The organism is Glutamicibacter sp. JL.03c (assembly GCF_025854375.1).
Lineage (GTDB): Bacteria > Actinomycetota > Actinomycetes > Actinomycetales > Micrococcaceae > Glutamicibacter.
Window position 1 is genome coordinate 124,041 of record NZ_CP107575.1, and the last position, 19,550, is coordinate 143,590.

The following is a 19,550-nucleotide window of genomic DNA, read 5'->3' on the forward strand; positions in this document are numbered from 1 at the left end:
ACCGGCATCCCGGACACTATGACATTTCTGGCAACGGCTTCGAAACTTGTTGCCAACGGGCATAGGATTTGAAGGTGAATACTTTTACCGTCCGCTCCGCCAGAACCAGTGATGTCCCGGCCATTCGCGATCTTGTGCGACCTTTGGCCGAACAACGCATCTTGCTGGATAAGGAAGCGGTGACCTACTACGAATCCATTCAGGAATTCGTTGTAGCCCAGGACGCCCACGGGAATGTTGTCGGCTGTGGTGGCCTGCACGTGATCTGGGAAGACATCGCCGAAATCCGCACCCTCGCCACTTCCGATACGGTCCGCGGCATGGGCGTCGGGCACCTTTTGCTGGGTGAATTGCTGCGCCGGGCCAAGGCCGTCGGGGTTTCCCGGGTCTTCTGCCTGACCTTCGAGGTCGCCTTCTTCGAACGCCAGGGTTTCAGCGTGATGGCCGACCAGAGCGCAGTGGATTCCTCGGTGTACCAGGAAATCCTGCTCTCAAGGGATGAAGGCGTAGCCGAATTCCTGGACCTTGCCCGGGTCAAGCCCAATACGCTGGGAAATACCCGCATGATCATCGCCCTGGACTAGTCCAGGCTAGTCCATCCGGTCATAGCGGGCGCGCAAGACCAGGTAGATCGCATAGCTGAGCAGGCCGGCGGCAATGACCATCAGCAGCACCGAGCCATAGGCCTGGTCGCGGATGGCCTTGAGCGCCCCGTCGATGCCGCTGGCCTCTTCGGGATCGCCCTGGATGGTGGCCACGATGAATAAGAGCCCCAGCGCCCCGAGCACCAGCCCCTTGGCAGGGTAGCCGATCATCCCGGAATAGCGGATCGCCGAGGAGATTTCGCTGCGGCTCGACCGGTGCAGATCATCAAGGAATTTGCGGCTCACTCCCTTGTAGATGTAATACCCGGCCATCCCCAGCAGCACCAGGCCCAGGATGATCAGCGCGGCCCGCCCCGCCACGGACTTCATCAGCATGCCGCTCAGGCTCGTGGTGCTCTGGCCAGAATCGCTGGGGTTGCCCACGGCAAAACGGCCGAAGGCGAACCCCACGGCCAGGAACACCACGCCGGTGCCCGCGAACTTGAGCCGATCCTTGGCTTCCTTCTCCGGCAGCAGCACCTGGGCCAGCGACCACACACCGAGCAATAGCGCGCCGACGGCGCAAATCCACAGCAGCACCACGCCGAAGGGCTGTGCCGACAGCGCCTGCATGGCGCCGCTCTGGTCGGCCTGCGCCTGCCCGCCGGTGGCGAGCACCGCGGCAAGAACCCCGATGGTGCCGTGCAAAATGCCGTTGGCGATGTAGCCGAGCCGGGCCAGGCGTTCAAACCACGGGTGCCGTGCGGCCTGATGGGCGGCAGCGGCCGGATCAACGGAAGCGTTCATGCGCTAAGCATAGCTAGGATGGCAGGCGCACGCCGTCATCTTCGAGCACTGCCAGCCCGTCTTTGAGCAAGCCGGCCAGGGCCCGCTCGCGCTGCGCGGGTTCAGCCTGCAGCTTTTCCAGCGCCACATAGGTGGCGTGGCTCTGCCCGGCAAGATCGGCCAGGAAGGAAGCTTGCGGAACCGGATGCTCATGTTCGCGCAGGACCGCCATGATCGCGCCTCGCACCTGGCGGTCGGTGCCCTTCCAGGCCTGGCCCTTCGGAGTGTAGTGCGGGGCCGGCTGGCCTGCGGCGATCCATGCGCACTGCTCGAAGACCGGGCAGGCATCACAGCGCGGGCTGCGCGCGGTGCATACCAGCGCGCCGAGCTCCATCACCGAGATATTCCACAAATTCGCCTGGCAATCATCTTCGGGCTGCACCCGCCGGGCGCGCGCGAATTCGCTGGCGCGCGGGCCGGGCTCGGGCAGGGCCATGCCGCCAAAGAGCCGGGCATGCACCCGCCGGATATTGGTATCGACCACCACGGTGCGCTCACCGAAAGCGAAGCAGGCAATGGCTGCGGCCGTATAGTCGCCTACCCCGGGCAAGGCCCTCAGCGCCTCTTCGGTGCGTGGCACCTCGCCGTTGTATTCGGTGGTGATTTCCACCGCCGCGGCATGCAGCCGCTGGGCCCTGCGCGGGTAGCCCAAGCGGCCCCAGGCCTTCAGCGCTTCGGAGAGCGGCTCAGCGGCCAGGTCCTGAGGCCGCGGCCAACGGCGCATCCACTGTTCCCACACCGGCAGGACACGCGCCACGGGGGTCTGCTGGAGCATGAATTCGCTGACCATGACCTCCCAGCCGCTCACGCGGTCACGGCGCCAGGGCAGGTCCCGGGAATTCTTCTGGTACCAGTCATTGATGAGGTGATGGATTTGTTGCACCCCACCACTGTAGCCAACGATGTTTCATTGCCTCGATTCCCCTGCCATTACCCGGATCCCGGGCAGCAATGAACTAGCCTTAAGCCATGAGCAATGCATCAGGGGGAAAGCTTCCAGCCAGCGTCTATCGGCGCCGGCGCATCACCGTCGCGGTGATGGCCTTGGTGCTGGTGGGCTTGATCATCTGGGGTATTGCCGCCATTGCCGGATTGCTCTCGCAGGACCCGAAGGATCCTGCAGCCCCGGCCCCTACCGCGCAGTCCAGCGCGCCGACCCAGAGCGCGGAATCCGAAGAGGACGCGGGTAAGAAGTGCAAGGCCGATGAGGTGAAGGTGACCGCCTCCACGGACGCCAAGAGCTATCCGGCAGGCAAGAATCCGGTGCTGATCTTGAGCGTGGAAAACACCTCGAAGCGCGAGTGCGAAGTGAACGTCGGGACCAACATGCAGGAATTCTTGATCTCCAGCGGCTCCGACCGGGTCTTCTCCACGGTGGACTGCCTGCAAAACGGCGAAGACGTGCCGCTGGCCTTCGCCGCAGGGCAGAAGGAGAACGCCCGCTTCACCTGGAACCGCGACCGCTCGGCGCCGGGCTGCAAGGCCGTGAGTGTCCAGCCACGGCCGGGCACCTACAAGTTCACTGCGGCCATCGGGGAATTCGAATCCGAGCCGGTGAGCTTCACCCTGGAGTAGTTCCTAGATGTAGCGATCCAGCAGCGAGGACTCGGCCATGCGGGCCAGGCCCTCGCGGATGGAACGGGCGCGTTGTTCGCCCACCCCTTCGATCTCCATCAACGCGGTCGTCGAGGCGGCCATCAAAAGCTGCAAATTATCAAAGGACGCCACCAGTCGATCACCGATGGCCTTGGGCACCGTGCGGATCTGCGAGAGCAGGCGGTAGCCCTTGGGCGTGAGCTGATCATCGGGCCCGACACTGCCCTGCGGGAACAGGATCTTGGTCAACCCTTCAAGGTCGATCAGCTGCGCATCGGAGACCTCATGCAGTCTCTCGAGAGCGATATCAATATCTAGCTCCGGGTCTTCGGCCTGCGCGTAGTCGCGCATCAGCAGCTGGTTATCGACCTGGATCCCGGAGAGCAATTCCGCATGCTGCGCGGCCAGCAGGCGCCCGTCCATGCCCAGCTCCAGCACGTAGCGGGAGATTTCCTCGCTGGTCCGGCGCAGCATTTCGGTGCGCTGCAAGACCGCCAGGACTTCGCGGGCGGTAGCTACATCCTCGATCTCCGCCGCGGACAGGGCGCTGGTGACCTGGTCCAGGCGGTGGCGGTAGCGCTCCAGGGTGGCGATGGCCTGGTTGCCTCGGGCCAGCAGCCGTTCGGCCGGCTCGAGCACGTGGCGCTCGCCGGCGGCGTAGAGCGTAATGGTCTGCATGGACTGGGAGACCGAAATGGTCGGGAAGCCGGTCTGCGCGGCAACACGTTCGGCCGTGCGGTGGCGGGTGCCTGACTCCTGGGTGTCGATCTGCGCGTCGGGCATCAGCTGCACCCCGGCCTGGAGGATCTGGCGGGCAGTGCCATCCAGGATGATCGCCCCGTCCATCTTCGCCAGTTCGCGGATGCGGGTGGGCGTGTAGTCGGTGTTGATCCTGAAGCCGCCGGAGCTGATGGATTCAACCACCTTGTCATGTCCCAGCACGATCAGGGCGCCGGTGCGGCCGCGCTGGATGCGCTCGAGCCCCTGGGCAAGTTCGGTCCCCGGGGCGATTTGGGCCAGGATGGCCAGGAATCCGGGGGATGGGTTCGCTTTCAACGTGCGTCCTTTCGGCGGGCGGCAGCACTCTAGTTTATCGTGTTGGCTTCTGCCGCTGGGTGAAGGCGATATCCAAGGCCTGGGCGATGTTTTCCACCTGGAATACGCGGATCCCGTCGGGGATATTTTTCAGCGGTTCCGGGGTGGCCGGGGCCATCGCGAAGGAGAAGCCCAGGCGTTGCGCCTCGGTGATGCGACGTGAAATCTCCGGCACCTGCCGCACCTCCCCGGCCAGCCCGACTTCGCCGAAGGCCACAAAATCCTGGGGCAGGGGGAACTCGTTCATCGAAGAGGCCAGCGCCAGGGCGCAGGCCAAGTCGGAGGCCGGCTCCGCGATTTTCACCCCGCCAACGGTGGCGATGTAGGAATCCATGGAGGACAGGTCCATATGCGCCCGCGCTTGCAGGACCGCGACCACCATCTGTGCGCGGGCCGCGTCCAATCCGCTGGTGGCGCGCCGGGCTGCCGGGGCGTTGCTGCGCGAGAGCAGGGTCTGCACCTCGGCGACCAGTGGGCGCCGGCCCTCCAAGGTCACGGTGATGCAGGTTCCCGGCACGGGATTGCGGGTGCGGGTGACGAAGAGCTTGGACGGATCGGTCAATGACTCGATGCCGTCTTCATTCAAATCGAAGCAGCCCACCTCATCGGTGGCCCCGTAGCGGTTCTTCAGCGCGCGCAGGATGCGAAGCCTCGAATGCTTTTCGCCGTCGAACTGGCAGACCACATCCACCAGGTGCTCCAGCAGGCGGGGGCCCGCGACCGAGCCTTCCTTGGTCACGTGCCCGACCATGATGGTGGACATCGCACGGGTCTTGGCGGCGTTGATGATCGATGCGGCCACTTCGCGCACCTGCGAGACGCCGCCGGCGGCCCCATCAACCTCGGCCGAGGAGAAGGTCTGCACCGAGTCCAGGATCAGCAGCTGCGGGTCGATCTCCTGGATCTGTCCCAGGGCCAGCGCCAGATCGGTTTCGGCGGCCAGATACAGGGTGTCGGCGATCGCGTTGATGCGTTCGGCCCGGGACTTGACCTGGGCCGCGGATTCCTCGCCGGTCAAATACAGCACCCGAAGACCGGTCTGCGCGGCCTTGGCGGCCACATCCAGGAGCAGCGTGGACTTTCCGACGCCCGGTTCACCGGCAAGCAGGATGGCCGCGGCCGGTACCAGCCCGCCACCGAGCACGCGGTCCAGTTCGGAGACCCCGCTGGGCCTGAAGGCCGCTTCGGAGCCATCGATCTGGGCGATCGGCTTGGCCGGGTGGGCCACCTTGGCGGCGGCCACGGTGCGCGCGGAGACAACCCCTACCTCTTCAACGGTGCCCCACCCCTGGCATTCGCCGCAGCGTCCCACCCATTTGATGGTGGTCCAGCCGCATTCAGAACATTTGAATGTCGGCGAAGACTTGCTGCGTGTGGAGGTTTTGGCCATAGGCCCATGCTATCGAGCCGGGCGGACAAAATTGCTCAAGACAGCTTGGGCAACGCGCTGATGGCTTCGTCGTGATTGCGCCCGGCGGCTTCGAGCAGATCCACGATCATCGGCCGCAGCAATAGCACCAGGCCTTCGCCCTGCAGGCCCTCGACCCCTAGCGCCCGCGGGTCCAGCTGCGCCGCTGCGTTCTCCAATTGGCGCACCGCGGATTTTTCGTATTTGCGTTGCCCGGCCACGGTTTGTTCGCGCACCGAGTGGGCCAGCGAGTTCGCGGCCTCCGAGACCTCGCGCAACAGCGGTGCCAGAGCCTCGGCCCCTTCAGGGGTCAGCGCCCCATTGCTGAGCACCGATGCCAAGCGGCGTGCGAAGACGCGCAGGTTGCGGGCGGTCCAGTCGTAGTGGTTGAAGCGTTCGGAAAGCCGGGCCAGCTCGTGGCGGTGCCGGCGGCCGGCCGGGGAAATCATCGCGATTTCCTTGGAGGCACTGAAAGCCCCGGGCAGCTTGTCCAGGTGCTTCTGGGTTCCGCGGGCCTTGATCAGCGCGTGGAATGCCGAGCGCCGGTCATCATCGCGGATGGCCCACGAGCATTCGAGGATGGCCTCGGAGAGTTCCTTGAACAGTTCGCTCAGGGCCGCCACCGGGGTGCGCCGCGGATCGGTGGGCCAGAAGATGATCACCAGCAGGGCCAGCAGCGAACCGGTCAGCGCGTCGATGGATCTGGCAAAGGGACCGTCCACGCTGACCGGCAGCAGGACGACCAGCGCCGATTGCATGCCCAACTGGGTGGAGAAGATCGCCCCTGAGTCCAGGTAGCGGGCCACCACCAGGCTCAGCGACATCACCAGGGCCGCCTGCCAGATGCCCTGGCCGAACCAGTGCATCAAGGTATCGCCCAAGGCCACGCCCAGGGTGCAGCCCAGGGCCACCTCGGCGGTTTTGCGCGCCGTGGTGGAAGCGCCGAAGCCCAGGGAAATCAGGGCGCTGGTGGCGGAAAAAATCGGCTGGGTGTGCCCCCAGATGCTCTCGGCAATCCAGAAGGCGCCGATGGCGCCCAGGGTCATGCGCAGAATCCTAGGCAGCGAATTGCGCGCGCGGAGCAATCCGGCGCGGTTTCGCGCAGCCAGGAAGCCGGCAACCTTTGCCGGCAATCGCTTCTGAGTACTCCCAATAGCCATAGGCTCAGTCTCCCACGGACTGGGCGCGAAGCCGATGAAGATGCGGCGAAATCGCTTCAGTGAGCAGGATCACCAGCCCATGCAGAAGCTGTTAACCTCTTGTTCACCTTCGCCGGGGGAACTGGTTACCTTGGCTCTTTAACGTCGTAGATGAAGCGGGACAGAATCCGCTGGCAAGTTTCTTACATTTAGTATTCAACATGGGGAGTACATCTCGTGAAGCTCAATCGCTTTGGCAGTGCAGCTGCCGTCCTTTCTGTCGCGGCACTCGCACTGACCGCTTGCGGTTCAGACAGCCCAACCGCTGCCAGCTCCGAGAGCGCAGCAGGCAGCTCATCGGCCTCTGGCGTCACCGGCACCCTGACCGGCATCGGTGCTTCCAGCCAGAATTCGGCAATGGAAGCATGGAGCACCGGCTTCAAGGCCGCCAACTCCGGCGCCACCGTGCAGTACTCGCCAGATGGCTCCGGCGCAGGCCGTGAAGCCTTCCTGGCAGGCGGCGCGCAGTTCGCCGGCTCGGATGCCTACCTGAAGGAAGAGGAAGCCACCAAGGCCAAGGAAGTGTGCGGCCCGGACGGTGCCTTCAACATCCCGGCCTACGTTTCGCCGATCGCTGTTGCCTTCAACCTCGAAGGCGTTGATGAGATCAACATGGACGCAGCCACCATCGCCAAGGTGTTCAAGAAGGAAATCACCAAGTGGAACGATGAGGCCATCGCCACGCAGAACCCGGATGTGGAACTGCCTGACACCGCCATCACCGTGGTTCACCGCAACGATGAGTCCGGTACCACCGAGAACTTCGTCGAGTACCTGAAGGCTGCCGCAGCCGATGTCTGGAGCTACGAGGTTTCCGGCGACTGGCCAAGCGACATCCAGTCGGAGAACGCCAAGGGCACCTCCGGCGTGGTTTCGACCACCACCTCCACCAACGGCGCCATCACCTACGCTGACTTCTCCGCAGTGGGCGGCCTGTCCACCGTGAACGTCAAGGTCGGCGACGAGTACACCAAGATCTCGGCTGATGCAGCTGCCAAGGCCCTGGAAGCCGCAACCCCGGTTGAAGGCGCGGCCGAAAATGACCTGGCACTGGACCTGAAGCGCGACACCACCGAGTCGGGCACCTACCCAATCGTGCTGGTTTCGTACCACATCTTCTGCAGCAGCTACAAGGATCAGGCCACCGTGGACCTGGTCAAGGCCTTCGGCAACTACGTAGTTTCCGAGGAAGGCCAGAAGACCGCCCAGGAATCGGCCGGCAACGCGCCGATCTCGGCAAGCATCGCAGAGAAGGCTGCCAAGGCGATCGACTCGATCACCGTCGCCCAGTAGGACTCCTGCCGGGCAACCGGTGCATGGTGCGGGTGGTGACTCAGCCACCCGCACCAGCAACACCCCTCCACCCCCAGCAGTGAATACTGCTTCACCCCCGTTTCGTAAAGGCTTTAGCCATGACTACCAATGCTTTGACGAGCAAGTCATCGACTTCCGGCCGCGCAGGCGACAAGATCTTCTCTGGCGCCGCGCTGGCTGCCGGTGTCCTGATCCTGATCACGCTCTTCGCGGTCGCGGTCTTCTTGCTGATCCAAGCGCTACCGACGTTCTTCGCTGATCCGGCGGAGATTTCCGGTGGCCAAGGATTCTTCGCTTACATCTGGCCGATTGTTATCGGCACCGTCATCGCAGCCGCCATCGCGCTGGCTGTAGCTACCCCGATCGGCATCGGCGTGGCGCTATTCATCTCGCACTTCGCCCCCAGGAAGGTTGCTGGCCCGCTCGGCTACCTGATCGACCTGCTGGCCGCGATTCCGTCGGTCATCTATGGCGCCTGGGGCTACATGGTGCTGGCACCGGCCCTGGTCCCGGGATACGAATGGCTGGCCGCGAACCTGGGATTCCTTCCCATCTTCGAGGGTCCCGCCTCGCAGACCGGCAAGACCATGCTCACCGCTGGCATCGTCCTGGCCGTCATGGTGCTTCCGATCATCACCTCGCTGAGCCGAGAAATCTTCTTGCAGACGCCCAAGCTGCATGAAGAAGCGGCGCTGGCCCTGGGAGCCACCCGCTGGGAAATGATCACCACCGCGGTGATCCCTTTTGCCCGGCCAGGCATCATCTCGGCGGTCATGCTGGGACTGGGACGTGCCCTGGGCGAGACCATGGCCGTGGCCCTGGTGCTCTCCACCGGCAACCTGATCCCGTCGCTGATAAAGACCGGCAACCAGACCATTGCCGCGGAAATCGCCTTGAACTTCCCCGAGGCATTCGGGCTGCGCCTCTCGGAGCTGATCGCTGCCGGCCTGGTCCTGTTCCTGATCACCCTGGTAGTGAACATGATCGCCCGCGGAATCATCGCCCGCCACAAGGAATTCTCGGGAGCTAACTGATGAGTGCCACCACAACCAACCTCGATCACCAGGCCGGCATCAATCCCACCCCGCCGGTGCGCAAGCGCAATTCGCTGGCCAAGGGCAAGCTGCCACGATGGGCCATCTGGGCCATCGCTGCCGGATCGATCGTCCTCGGCGCCGCGGCCTCCACCCTCACCGGCTTCAACGTGGCCTCCTTCGCCATCTACTCCGCCATCATCTTCCTGGTCGCCGCCTCGGTGATCACCACCATGGTGGAGGGCAAGCGCCGTGGCAAGAATGCGATGTGGACCTACCTGATCTACGCCGCCTTCATCGTGGCGCTGATCCCCCTGGCCTCGGTGCTCTTCACCGTGCTGCAAAAGGGCCTGCCCGGGATCAACAGCCACTTCCTGTTCTCCTCGATGAATGGCGTCACCGGAGCCATCGACAACCAGACCGTGGCCAACGGGGAGCCGGTGATCGGCGGCGCCTACCACGCGGTGATGGGCACCTTGCTGATCACCCTGTGGGCCACCTTGATCTCGGTTCCGGTGGGCATGCTCACCGCGGTGTACCTGGTCGAATACGGGCAGGGCAAGACCCTTTCCAAGGCCATCACCTTCTTCGTTGACGTGATGACCGGCATCCCCTCGATTGTGGCCGGCCTGTTCGCTGCCGCGTTCTTCGGCATGATCCTGGGCCCCAACGCCCGCATGGGCATCGTCGCCGCCGTGGCCTTGAGCGTGCTGATGATCCCGACCGTGGTCCGCTCCACCGAGGAAATGCTCAAGATCGTCCCGAATGAACTGCGCGAAGCCTCCTTCGCCCTGGGCGTCAGGCGCTGGCGCACCATCTTGAAGGTCGTCATCCCCACCGCGATCTCCGGCATTGCCTCGGGTGTCACCTTGGCCATTGCCCGCGTGATCGGCGAGACGGCACCCATCCTGGTCACCGCCGGCATCGCCAGCAACATCAACCTGAACGTCTTCGCCAACTGGATGTCCACGTTGCCGACCTTCATCTACTACCAGATCCTGACTCCGACCAGCCCGACCAATATCGACCCATCGGTGCAGCGCGCCTGGGCAGCGGCCCTGCTGCTGATCCTGATGGTGATGGCGCTGAATCTGATTGCTCGCCTGGTCGCCTCGATCTTCGCTCCCAAGAAGGGCCGTTGAGCCAAGGCTCCGGTCCGATCCACCTAGACTTTTCAAGGAAATATCATGGCAAAACGCATCGACGTCAAAGATTTGAACGTCTACTACTCCAAGTTCCTGGCCGTTGAGGGCGTCTCGATCAATATCGAGCCCAAGTCCGTCACCGCCTTCATCGGCCCGTCGGGCTGCGGCAAGTCCACCTTCCTGCGCACCCTGAACCGCATGCACGAGGTCATTCCCGGCGGCCGCGTCGAGGGGCAGGTCCTGCTAGATGGGGACGACCTCTATGGTGCCGGTGTCGACCCGGTCACCGTGCGTAGCCAGATCGGCATGGTCTTCCAGCGCCCCAACCCGTTCCCGACCATGTCCATCAAGGACAATGTGCTCGCCGGGGTGAAGCTGAATGGCACCAAGATCTCCCGTTCGGATGCCGATGACCTGGTGGAGAAGTCGTTGCGCGGCGCTAACCTGTGGAACGAGGTCAAGGACCGCCTGGACAAGCCGGGCTCGGGCCTGTCCGGCGGCCAGCAGCAGCGCTTGTGCATCGCCCGGACCATCGCGGTCAAGCCAGACGTGATCCTGATGGACGAGCCCTGCTCGGCATTGGACCCGATCTCCACCTTGGCCATCGAGGACTTGATCAACGAGCTGAAGAACGACTTCACCGTGGTGATCGTGACCCACAACATGCAGCAGGCGGCCCGCGTCAGCGACAAGACCGCGTTCTTCAACATTGCCGGCACCGGCAAGCCGGGCAAGCTCATCGAGTTCAACGACACCACCGCCATCTTCTCCAACCCGGAGCAGAAGGCCACCGAAGACTACGTCTCCGGACGCTTCGGATAAAGATTTCGGATATCGGCGCTTCTTGAAGTGGCGATAGACGAACCGGAAGGGGGGTCTTCCGGGGATCCTGGAGGGGATCACCGCCAACGGCGCACCAGTATTGGTGCGCCGTTGGTTTTTAATCTGGCTGCATGTCGGAACCGTCAGTGCAACGCATTATCGTCCGAGCGCGCTTCGACTCTGTGGGTTTTTCAACAGAGGAAGGGGGCCAGTTCGTAGTGGCAGAAATTCCCGCAGAGGTTTCAATTCCTGGTCACTGCATCGTTGACGGCGATTGGATGGAACAGTGCGGTGGCGGGTGGACTTGTGAAAGAATCACCCGGTTTGGGAGCGATCCATTCGCTACGTCAGCACTGTCCAGCTCTGATGCATCAGAAAGTGGTTCGCTTAGCGGACCGTTGCTAACGGCACTGGGAACCGTCGGTGCGGCTAACAGATCAGCGCTCGTCTCTACTGCTCGTGCTTCCCTTGGCCGGCGAAATCGGACTTCGCCGAAGCGCCCGTTAGTCGCGGTGTTGGAGACCAAGCCTGCGTAGGATCCTAGAAATGGGACGGTGGCTATGGTGTTGCCGGGGATCTGCGACGTGGTATTTTCAGTGGCTCAAAGGGGCGAAACCCGGCTCAGAGGTTCAGGGCAGGGCTAAGCGGGAGGGACTTCAAATGAGTAGCCGGGGCCACGGGTTGGGTGCTCAAAGACATCATTTCGCAGCCCGGATCCCGGAACGCTACTTTTCCGTCGTCTGTGCCGACGAGGGCAAGGGTCTGCTATCCAGCGCACAATGCTGGCCGATGCCCAAGCGGTGGGCTGGTGGGCGCCGTGATAGTAGTTTCGCTTCAATCCGCGCTGTGCGGGTATTCTGCAACGCTGTTGGGCAAGCTCCATGCTGTGAGGAGGTCCATCACGGCATCATGATCTAGCCGGGACCGAGGAACCGCCGAAGTAGCGACGGATCTGTGCGACGTAGCCCATGATCCTTCCGCCTTTTTGGCGCTTCGGCAGTAATGGCCCAAACCGCATCCACTCGCATGCCCGAAGTGGCTTAATCCTGGCCAGAGATCGAGATCTTGCGGAGGGCAGACCGGCATGGCGCCTGCTGTGACTTAGGCGTTGAATTCGTCTTATTCGTCCGTTTTCGCCGATTCTGGATTCATATCTGCGCTGCGCTGCATCGAGAAGCCGGGCAATCTGAGGTACCGGAACACCAAGGTGGCAAGCCGCGGTGGCGAGCAGCACAAAGATAGCGTCGGATCGGTCCGCTAAGACCATTCTCGGGCCGACTCAGGCCAAGGTGAAAGTACACTTGTTGTTCCCAGGCACGTTGCGAACACGAGAGACAAAATGAAGACCTCCAGCCCGAGGAAGATGTCCACGTTCGTGGTGATCATCGCTCGCGCGCCTTTGTACTATTGTGTCTTCAGGGGTGGCAAACTGCCCTTCGAATGTTCTTGCATGCAGGTCATCCGGGGTTTCTAGGTTCGTGGCATCTCGATCTCTGATAAGCAATCGCCACGCTTCCACACTCATCTCAAAGTTGACATCCGAAATTGACCGGCCTGCTGTTCCGATGATTCTGTGCGAATGACTTAAGCAATCCTTGTGCGGCATTGCAGCTCTATCCATTCACATTGTTAATCGGAAGGCATGTTACCCGCCGGCAGATGCTGGTATCGGCTGCGGCGCGCTTTCTGGTTATCGTTTTTGGCGCACGAATTCGATCTGCGCACCGTAACCCTGTCTGGATTTGATGATGATTCGACCGTCGTCCTCGATGTAAGGTACGCCATTACTGCCGAGCAACTGCCGCACTGTGCCGAGCTTTGCGACGGATACCGAGTATCCGGTGAAGCCGTTGACGATGGCGCTAACGTCCACATCTATGTCGCCACCCTCGGCCAGCGGGTAGTGCATGCCGTTCTGGGTGCTTGCAACGCCGCTGTAAGCACTGAGGAACTTTTCGTGTTCCTCAGGTAGTTCCACGGCGAGGCGCACGCTGGCCACATTTCTGGCACCATTGGCGTGTTGCTGTAGTTTCGGGCTCCAAAAAGCTTCCGGGAAATGTTGCTGGCAGACGAAGAACGAGCAATTAGGAAGTCGTTCGTCGACGGCGAAAGCCAAGCTGAAAGCCACATGAGTTTCGCTGCCGTCGGCGGCAGTGCCTTTCCGCTCGAATGAAAACGGTTCAAAGGAGCCAATAGCGGACTGCGCATAGTGCTTCGCATCTACTTCCGCATTATCACTATCGAGAACCAGCATTCCGAGACCTTCGCCCTGTGCCTGATAATCGCGCACGAAAGCGCCGAAGCTGAAACGCTCTGGGGTGTGTTCACTGATTCCATCTTGAGCTGTCACCGTGATCAGTTCCAAGAACGAGGAACCCAATTGAATCACGTAATTCTCCGTACCCCACGGATGCCGGTTGCGAGATCCGACTGTGAAGCCAAGCTTCCGATAGAAATCGGCAGCTCCATCAAGGTCTTGCACTATCAAAACGAGATGGTCGATTCGCCGTTTTTTGTGAGTCATTTTTTTACTCCATCCTTCCTGATAAGTTCTGTTGCTATATGGGCCGCATTTGTGCCTGCTTCTAAAGCACCTGCTAGGTATCCCGCTTCATGATCGCTGACTTCGCTCCCGCCTAGAATTAGGCGTTCAGCCCAAACACCGTGCGTCCAAGCTTTCGCAGGAGCCGGGTGTCCGGACGATACCAAATCTTCGGTAGTAGATGTCAGCTCGTCAGCGGCCCAGTCCTTTAGCAGAATGCTTCTAGGAGTTGCGGCCTTCTGGCCGAAAACCCGGGTGAACTGTTCGAGGCAAGCTTCGGTCATTGCTTCCCTGCCCAGGCTTCTGCGATCTGTCGGCGCAATGCCGAGGAACCCCATCAGCGCAGCTTGCCCATGCGCGGTCGTGGCGTCGTGAATCTCCGACATCGGGCCAGCTAAACTCTGTACAGTTCCCGATAGGCCGTCCTCACGCCAGAATGGCTGTTCATAGACGGCAATGAATTTCGCTTGAGACGCCATCCACGTGGGGGTGCTGCGCCACAACCCTACAGTTTCCGGATCAAGCTCAGGACCGTAAACGATGCTTGAAGCCAGCATCCGTGGAGGTGCGGCGGCAATCACGAAATCGACGTGGACGCTATCTTGAACCTTGGATGAATTCAGAAAGGTGACGTGTACCCCGTCCGATGTCAGTTCCAGATGTGTGACCGGCGCTTGGAGCACTAGAGAAGCGGCGGGCAGAGCATCGGCCAGACCTTGCACCAGCGCTGAAGTGCCACCTTTTATGCGTGCAGACCGTTGCGCTGCGGGGATGTCTTCGGTGGCTGTGTAGCGACGAGACGGTTCACGGGACATGCGCTCGAAGACAACATCTCCCTCGCTGTACTGGGTGAAAGTTTCGAGCCCGAGCTCTGCTATTGCTCGTTGCACAGCCGGTTGCGTAGCTGGCCAGACCCAGGAGGGACCCAAATCGAAGCCACCTGCCCGGCTCTCGCCCCCATCATTAAGGGTCAGCACTCGACCGCCAAGCCTGTCTCGGCCTTCCAGCACTATAAAGGGTATTCCTGCTTCAGCTAGACCGCGTGCAGCGCAAAGGCCAGCGACTCCGGCACCGATGATTGCAACTTGTACATCTTTCACAGTTACTGACGTTAACAGCGGATGGGGGACGGCAGTACTTCTTGACAGCGAATGACAAGCGAGACAATTGACGGTCACGTTTGTTACGAGCAACAGAAGCATGCGCGCATTTCTCAGAGAGATAAGTCCACGTTCATCATTCTTCGTTTCACCTGAGAGTGCGTGGATTATCAATGGTGGGAACGCGCACATTGATTGGAGCGCGATTCAGACCTTGTGACGCCTTGCTCCAGAACAGGTGGCCAAAGAACTTTTCTCTTCCAGATGCAGCAAGGACAGTTTGAGCTGATCTCCAATTTCTATGTCCTATCCCTCCGCAGGGGTACCGTGAATTGTATGCTCGCCGACCTTTGGGCGCGTTGTTGGAGCGACATTCACAGTGTGCCGATAACACCACTGAGCTCATCACCGAGTGCAGAAAGCTTGACGACAGGTTCAGGAATCCATTTTTCGGATAACAGGCATGGCCGAGACCCCCGCTGATACCCCCAAAAAATGCAGCTGGCCTTCCCCACGAGACCACAGCGATGAACGCCAGCGGAGCATTTGCAGCTAGGCGCCTGCCTTCTAGTGCTGCGTGAAGAACTTCATGGCCTGCCAGCCGTGGGTCACAGCGGCACCTGCTCGCAGCGCAGTCGCGACCATGACAGTCTCAGCGAGTTCTTCTTCGCTGGCCCCGGCTTCGCGCGCTCCATTGGAGTGGGCTTCGAGGCAATACGGGCATTGCGTGGTCAGCGCGACCGCCACTGCCATCAGCTCGGTGTATTTCAGCGGGATCGTTGCGTCGGGGTTGTTGAAGACGGCGTTGTCCAAGGCCTGGAATCCTTCGACAGCCTTCGGTGCTCCCTGACGCAGGTTGCGGAAGTATTGGTGGTCGGTGTGTTCGTGGTATGCCATGCAAGCTTCTCCTGTCGTGGTGGTTGGTAATGGCTTGATCTATTCCAGCGGAGTGTGGAACAGGCGTGTGGTTTGCCGATGCCGAGCGCTTCCATGCTACGAGAGAGGCTGGGGTCGGCATTAGTGGGCAGCGTGAATAGGCGCCTAGGGAGTGACGTGGTCTGCGATGGGTGCCGTGTCTAGGCCGTTGGTAGGCATGCAGATTGCGTCGTTCACTGCTCACGATGCTCTTCATAGCATTCAGCCAGCAACTAGACGGTGTCGTAGATGCGAATTTCAGGCTCAGCCTTGAGAAATGCAGAAAGGCCGGCAACGACATCCTTCGTGAACAGTTCGGATGAAAGATAGGCCTTTGCGTTCTCCATGTTGTCGAATCCATGGAAGACCTGGACATCTTCGTCTCGAGCTAGCAGCTCTTTGCTGATAGCACCAGGCACGGTATCGAGGAATGGCTGCTTGTACTTGGCGTATACACCGGCTGCAGCAATGCGGTCAGTTTCGTCGACCTTGAGTGTGATTTGCAGATATGCCATGGAATACTCCATTCCGTTAGAGATATGTCGCGGCGACATCTTGCCGCACGTTCCCTAGGCTACGAGGCCCGAAGATATCTCCGGTAGATGAGTATAGTGAATGCAGCTATAGGGGATATGAATAGTAGTATTCAGCCAGAGAGATCAGCTGGACGCCTTTATGAGCCGTTCGACGAGTCCCTCGAGTTCTGTCGCTGTAGAGGCAGTGGGATTCCAGATTGCCTCGTAGAATATCTCTACTAAGCACCCATTTGAGTCAAGGACTTCTCGGTGGGTTGCCTGGGATGAGATGAGTTTGGACTTCGGGAGCATGGCGGACCCGAGGCCGAGAAGGGACCACTCTTCGAGTACTCGGTAGCTACCGGCTTCTCCTGGGTAGGCGGTAACATCAAGCTTGTTGTCCGCGATTAAACTGCGGGTAAAAGTAGTAAGACCGCAAGTATCAGGAAGCAAAATTAATTGTCGTCCCGAGAGTTCATCAAGATTAACCGGACCTTGTCCGGGTTGGGGCTCGATTAGTACCAGCGGCTCGGAATCAATAACGCGATGAGCATAACGTGGCATTGGCTCAACGGAAGGTACAACAATCAGATCGATGTCACCGGCGATCAATGAAGTGCGCAGTTCGCTCATGTTTGACTCGCGAAGGACGAGTTGCCGAGGTGAAGCCTGTTCAGGCTGATCATATACGGCCCTATAAGCACTCGCCACAAGTTTAGGATCAATGAGCGGGGAGACGCCAACGCGGATCGTATCTGTGGCGGGCCCAGTCCAGCGGGTGGCTTCGGCCCGAATGTCGTCGAGCGCTCCAAGGGCATGTTCGATTCGCGGCAGGATTGCTTCACCAAATGCGGTTGGTGTCACTCCGCGGGGAGAACGATTAAATAGCTTTCCTCCGAGCGTCGTTTCCAGTTTGGCAATTCCGTTGGATAGAGCGGGCTGGGTGACGCCGTAGGCTTTCGCAGCAGCACTAAAAGATCCCGTTTCTGAAACGGCGCGAACATAGCGCATTCCTTCTGTACTTAAACGCTCAGCCATACACATATATTATCCGTCGATAATTGATTGTCATCTACTGATGAGCTGCCAAAGCACGTACTCTTCTAGAAACATTGTTAGCAATAGAGGGAGTCGACATCGATGTCTGTGACGACGATGATGAGAGTTCATACCACGGATGGGGACCTAAATGCTGACCAAGTTAAGTTTGACCCTCCATCTGAAGGATGGGTCACCATTGATGTTGTAGCCAGTGGAATGTGCCGCGCAGACCTTGGGACTGCTGCCGCGCGTGGAAAATCAGAGCCTGTCACTCCTGGACATGAAATCGCGGGATTCATTTCCGAAACTGGATCGGGAGTGAACGGATGGAAGGTCGGTGACCGAGTAGCTGTCGGATGGTTTGGCGGAAGTTGTGGTCATTGTCGCCATTGCCGGACAGGAGACGTGGTGCATTGTGCAGAACGCCGAGTACCTGGGGTGAGCTATCCAGGAGGGTGGGCTACCCGCGTCCATGCCCCAGCGTCAGCACTTGCGCGTATCCCTGATGGCCTTGACTTCGTGGAAGCCGCTCCGATGGGGTGCGCGGGTGTCACGGTGTTTAACGCAGTACGTCATGAAGTGCGATCAACTGGTGCGAGAGTTGCAGTATTCGGAATCGGAGGCTTGGGACATCTAGCGATTCAGTTCGCTGCAGCGATGGGGCATCAAGTAATCGCCATCTCCCGGGGTCCTGAACGAGAAGAGGCTGCCCTCAATCTTGGGGCGGAGATGTACATAGACAGCAACGAGAATCTTCCGGGAGACGCGCTCAGGGAAATAGGGGGTGTCGATGCGATTATCAGTACTGCATCATCGACCAAATCGGTAGCCGAACTATTGAATGGGCTACGACCTCATGGGCGCCTGGTCATGATTGGTGTTGACGCAGAGGCACTAGAACTTCCAGCGGGGCCGATTATTTCCCATGCGCTGTCGATCACAGGACATCTTACGGGTAGTCCCGCGGACACCGAACAAGCCATGGAGTTCGCAGTACGAAATAATATTCGTCCGGTTGTTCAAACCTTTCCTCTGGTCCAAGCGCAGACCGCCCTAATCGTGCTTCGAGAAGGTCAAGCGAGATTCCGTCTCGTCCTTGTAAACGAATCCCATGAGAAAACGCGGATGACAACGTAGCGAACGCATTCCTAAACCACCACTGAGGGGCTTCTATCTTCTAGAAATCCTGTGAAATAGACGAAAACACTGAGAACCACGAAGTAGTGAATCCAAAATACGCAACGGCACTAGGCAAAGAGGAAACAGGGGAACCGAAATTGCAATCAGCCCCGGGCTTACAAAACTTTGAGGTGGTAATTATTGGCGCGGGTCTGGCAGGATTAATCGCTGCCCGCGAACTGACTGAGCATGGTGTGAAATTAGTTCTGTTAGAGGCTCAACCAAGGGTTGGAGGCAGGGCGAAGTCCGTGATGACTAGCGGGGGAGCTATTGATCTTGGCGCTACATGGTTTTGGCCTAATGAACCCCAGATCCGTTCTTTATGCCATGAGCTGAAATGCGAGGTCTTTTCGCAAGCAACTGCTGGAAATGCACTCTTTGAACCCGATTCGCAAAACGTGCAACTTCTACAAGGAAATCCAATTGAATCGCCGTCGTATCGTTTTGCACTCGGAGCACAAGATCTGGCCGAAAAACTTTCTCTGACTTTACCGGCGGACGTATTGCGAACAAACACAACCGTCACTTCGCTCCAATATGCCGAGGACAAGATCTTGGTGGGTGCAGACCAGGGCGTTATCCTGGCGGACCATGTCATCGTAGCCCTTCCTCCTGCACTGGCCGTTGAATCAATTGATTTCGGCCAAGACCTTCCAGACGATCTACTGTCACTGGCGGCCCGTACTGCTGTCTGGATGGGGTCAATGGTTAAGGCTGTCGCCATTTTCAATGAACCGTTTTGGCGTACAGCTGGGTTATCGGGTTCTGCCTTCAGCTATGCAGGTCCATTCCGGGAAATCCATGAACACAGTGGAAAAAATGCAAAACCAGCAGCCTTGTTCGGTTTCGCCCCCTCTCAAATTTTTTCGAACAAGAATGATGAATCGATAAGTCATGCATTTGTTGCCCAACTGAACCGTCTTTTTGGAAACGAAATGCCTAGCCCTTCGAAGATTCATATCGTTAATTGGGCGAAGCAGAGGTTTACCAGCCAGGTACAGCCGCTAGCCGCTACCACTGATACTTTTGGTGATTCAAGGTTCCAGAACCCATTGTGGGGCCGCATCCATTGGGCATCGACAGAAACCGCCCTAGAATTCGCTGGTCATATGGAAGGTGCCCTCCGTGCGGGGTCAAGCGCTGCCAAACGAATTATGCACAATATGAGCTGAATTTCCTCACCAGTCCGCACAGATTCGTTTTAGGGTCGCATGA

The 19,550-nt window shown here is 59.8% G+C and carries 18 protein-coding genes and 1 pseudogene; 9 read left to right on the forward strand and 10 right to left on the reverse strand.

The genetic code is table 11. The features are described 5' to 3' along the window. Positions 1-74: 74 nt before the first annotated feature. The gene (locus OF385_RS00570; protein ID WP_264276495.1) at positions 75-584 is read left to right on the forward strand and encodes an amino-acid N-acetyltransferase; all 510 of its coding nucleotides are present in this window, start codon (positions 75-77) and stop codon (positions 582-584) included. A 6-nt stretch (positions 585-590) separates the two neighbouring features. Here the strand turns inward: OF385_RS00570 and OF385_RS00575 are convergent, their stop codons facing one another. Continuing rightward, positions 591-1,391 carry a DUF1206 domain-containing protein gene (locus tag OF385_RS00575; RefSeq protein ID WP_264276496.1) on the reverse strand — a complete coding sequence of 267 codons (801 nt, stop codon included), beginning with the start codon at positions 1,389-1,391 and terminating at the stop codon, positions 591-593. A gap of 13 nt (positions 1,392-1,404) precedes the next feature. Next, the gene (locus OF385_RS00580) at positions 1,405-2,313 is read right to left on the reverse strand and encodes an A/G-specific adenine glycosylase (RefSeq protein WP_264276497.1); all 909 of its coding nucleotides are present in this window, start codon (positions 2,311-2,313) and stop codon (positions 1,405-1,407) included. A gap of 86 nt (positions 2,314-2,399) precedes the next feature. Here OF385_RS00580 and OF385_RS00585 point away from each other — a divergent pair, with 86 nt between their 5' ends. Next, on the forward strand, positions 2,400-3,005 hold the full coding sequence (locus tag OF385_RS00585) for a hypothetical protein (protein ID WP_264276498.1): 606 nt from the start codon (positions 2,400-2,402) through the stop codon (positions 3,003-3,005). A gap of 3 nt (positions 3,006-3,008) precedes the next feature. Here the strand turns inward: OF385_RS00585 and disA are convergent, their stop codons facing one another. Genes disA through OF385_RS00600 form a run of 3 tightly spaced genes read right to left on the reverse strand, consistent with a single transcriptional unit; the run spans position 3,009 to position 6,689 of the window. Beyond that, complete coding sequence (gene disA, locus OF385_RS00590; RefSeq protein ID WP_264276499.1) at positions 3,009-4,082, reverse strand: DNA integrity scanning diadenylate cyclase DisA; 1,074 nt, start codon at positions 4,080-4,082, stop codon at positions 3,009-3,011. Positions 4,083-4,116: 34 nt separating this feature from the next. Continuing rightward, complete coding sequence (gene radA, locus OF385_RS00595) at positions 4,117-5,511, reverse strand: DNA repair protein RadA (protein WP_264276500.1); 1,395 nt, start codon at positions 5,509-5,511, stop codon at positions 4,117-4,119. Between the two features lie 35 nt (positions 5,512-5,546). Continuing rightward, positions 5,547-6,689 (reverse strand): FUSC family protein, encoded by a 1,143-nt coding sequence (locus tag OF385_RS00600; protein ID WP_264276501.1) that lies wholly within the window; start codon positions 6,687-6,689, stop codon positions 5,547-5,549. Positions 6,690-6,905: 216 nt separating this feature from the next. Between OF385_RS00600 and pstS the strand changes: the two genes are divergently transcribed. From pstS to pstB, 4 genes are all read left to right on the forward strand, one after another. Continuing rightward, on the forward strand, positions 6,906-8,021 hold the full coding sequence (gene pstS / locus OF385_RS00605) for a phosphate ABC transporter substrate-binding protein PstS (protein ID WP_264276502.1): 1,116 nt from the start codon (positions 6,906-6,908) through the stop codon (positions 8,019-8,021). Positions 8,022-8,140: 119 nt separating this feature from the next. Next, positions 8,141-9,076 (forward strand): phosphate ABC transporter permease subunit PstC, encoded by a 936-nt coding sequence (gene pstC, locus OF385_RS00610; protein WP_264276503.1) that lies wholly within the window; start codon positions 8,141-8,143, stop codon positions 9,074-9,076. Next, positions 9,076-10,218, forward strand: coding sequence for a phosphate ABC transporter permease PstA (gene pstA, locus OF385_RS00615; protein ID WP_264276504.1), 1,143 nt, complete (start codon positions 9,076-9,078; stop codon positions 10,216-10,218). The genes pstC and pstA overlap by 1 nt, the downstream gene beginning before the upstream one ends. Positions 10,219-10,263: 45 nt before the next feature. Next, complete coding sequence (pstB, locus tag OF385_RS00620) at positions 10,264-11,043, forward strand: phosphate ABC transporter ATP-binding protein PstB (protein WP_264276505.1); 780 nt, start codon at positions 10,264-10,266, stop codon at positions 11,041-11,043. A gap of 1,690 nt (positions 11,044-12,733) precedes the next feature. Here pstB and OF385_RS00625 read toward each other — a convergent pair. The 5 genes from OF385_RS00625 to OF385_RS00645 form a co-directional block, all read right to left on the reverse strand. Then, the gene (locus tag OF385_RS00625; protein ID WP_264276506.1) at positions 12,734-13,567 is read right to left on the reverse strand and encodes a VOC family protein; all 834 of its coding nucleotides are present in this window, start codon (positions 13,565-13,567) and stop codon (positions 12,734-12,736) included. Further along, positions 13,564-14,787 carry a flavin monoamine oxidase family protein gene (locus tag OF385_RS00630; protein WP_264276507.1) on the reverse strand — a complete coding sequence of 408 codons (1,224 nt, stop codon included), beginning with the start codon at positions 14,785-14,787 and terminating at the stop codon, positions 13,564-13,566. The genes OF385_RS00625 and OF385_RS00630 overlap by 4 nt, the downstream gene beginning before the upstream one ends. Before the next feature lie 465 nt (positions 14,788-15,252). Further along, entirely contained in the window at positions 15,253-15,582 is a 330-nt protein-coding gene (locus OF385_RS00635; RefSeq protein WP_264276508.1) for a carboxymuconolactone decarboxylase family protein, read from the reverse strand. 251 nt (positions 15,583-15,833) lie between these two features. Beyond that, positions 15,834-16,115, reverse strand: a complete 282-nt coding sequence (locus OF385_RS00640) for a hypothetical protein (protein ID WP_264276509.1) — start codon at positions 16,113-16,115, stop codon at positions 15,834-15,836. Between the two features lie 144 nt (positions 16,116-16,259). Further along, positions 16,260-17,153, reverse strand: a complete 894-nt coding sequence (locus OF385_RS00645; protein WP_264276510.1) for a LysR family transcriptional regulator — start codon at positions 17,151-17,153, stop codon at positions 16,260-16,262. Positions 17,154-17,372: 219 nt separating this feature from the next. On the opposite strand from OF385_RS00645, the pseudogene OF385_RS16665 reads away from it, so the two are divergent. The 3 genes and pseudogenes from OF385_RS16665 to OF385_RS00655 form a co-directional block, all read left to right on the forward strand. Further along, a pseudogene (locus OF385_RS16665) lies at positions 17,373-17,603 on the forward strand (alcohol dehydrogenase catalytic domain-containing protein); the annotation flags it as partial. Positions 17,604-17,780: 177 nt separating this feature from the next. Then, entirely contained in the window at positions 17,781-18,293 is a 513-nt protein-coding gene (locus OF385_RS00650) for a zinc-binding dehydrogenase (RefSeq protein WP_264276511.1), read from the forward strand. A gap of 86 nt (positions 18,294-18,379) precedes the next feature. Further along, positions 18,380-19,507 (forward strand): flavin monoamine oxidase family protein, encoded by a 1,128-nt coding sequence (locus OF385_RS00655; protein ID WP_264276512.1) that lies wholly within the window; start codon positions 18,380-18,382, stop codon positions 19,505-19,507. Positions 19,508-19,550: the final 43 nt, after the last annotated feature.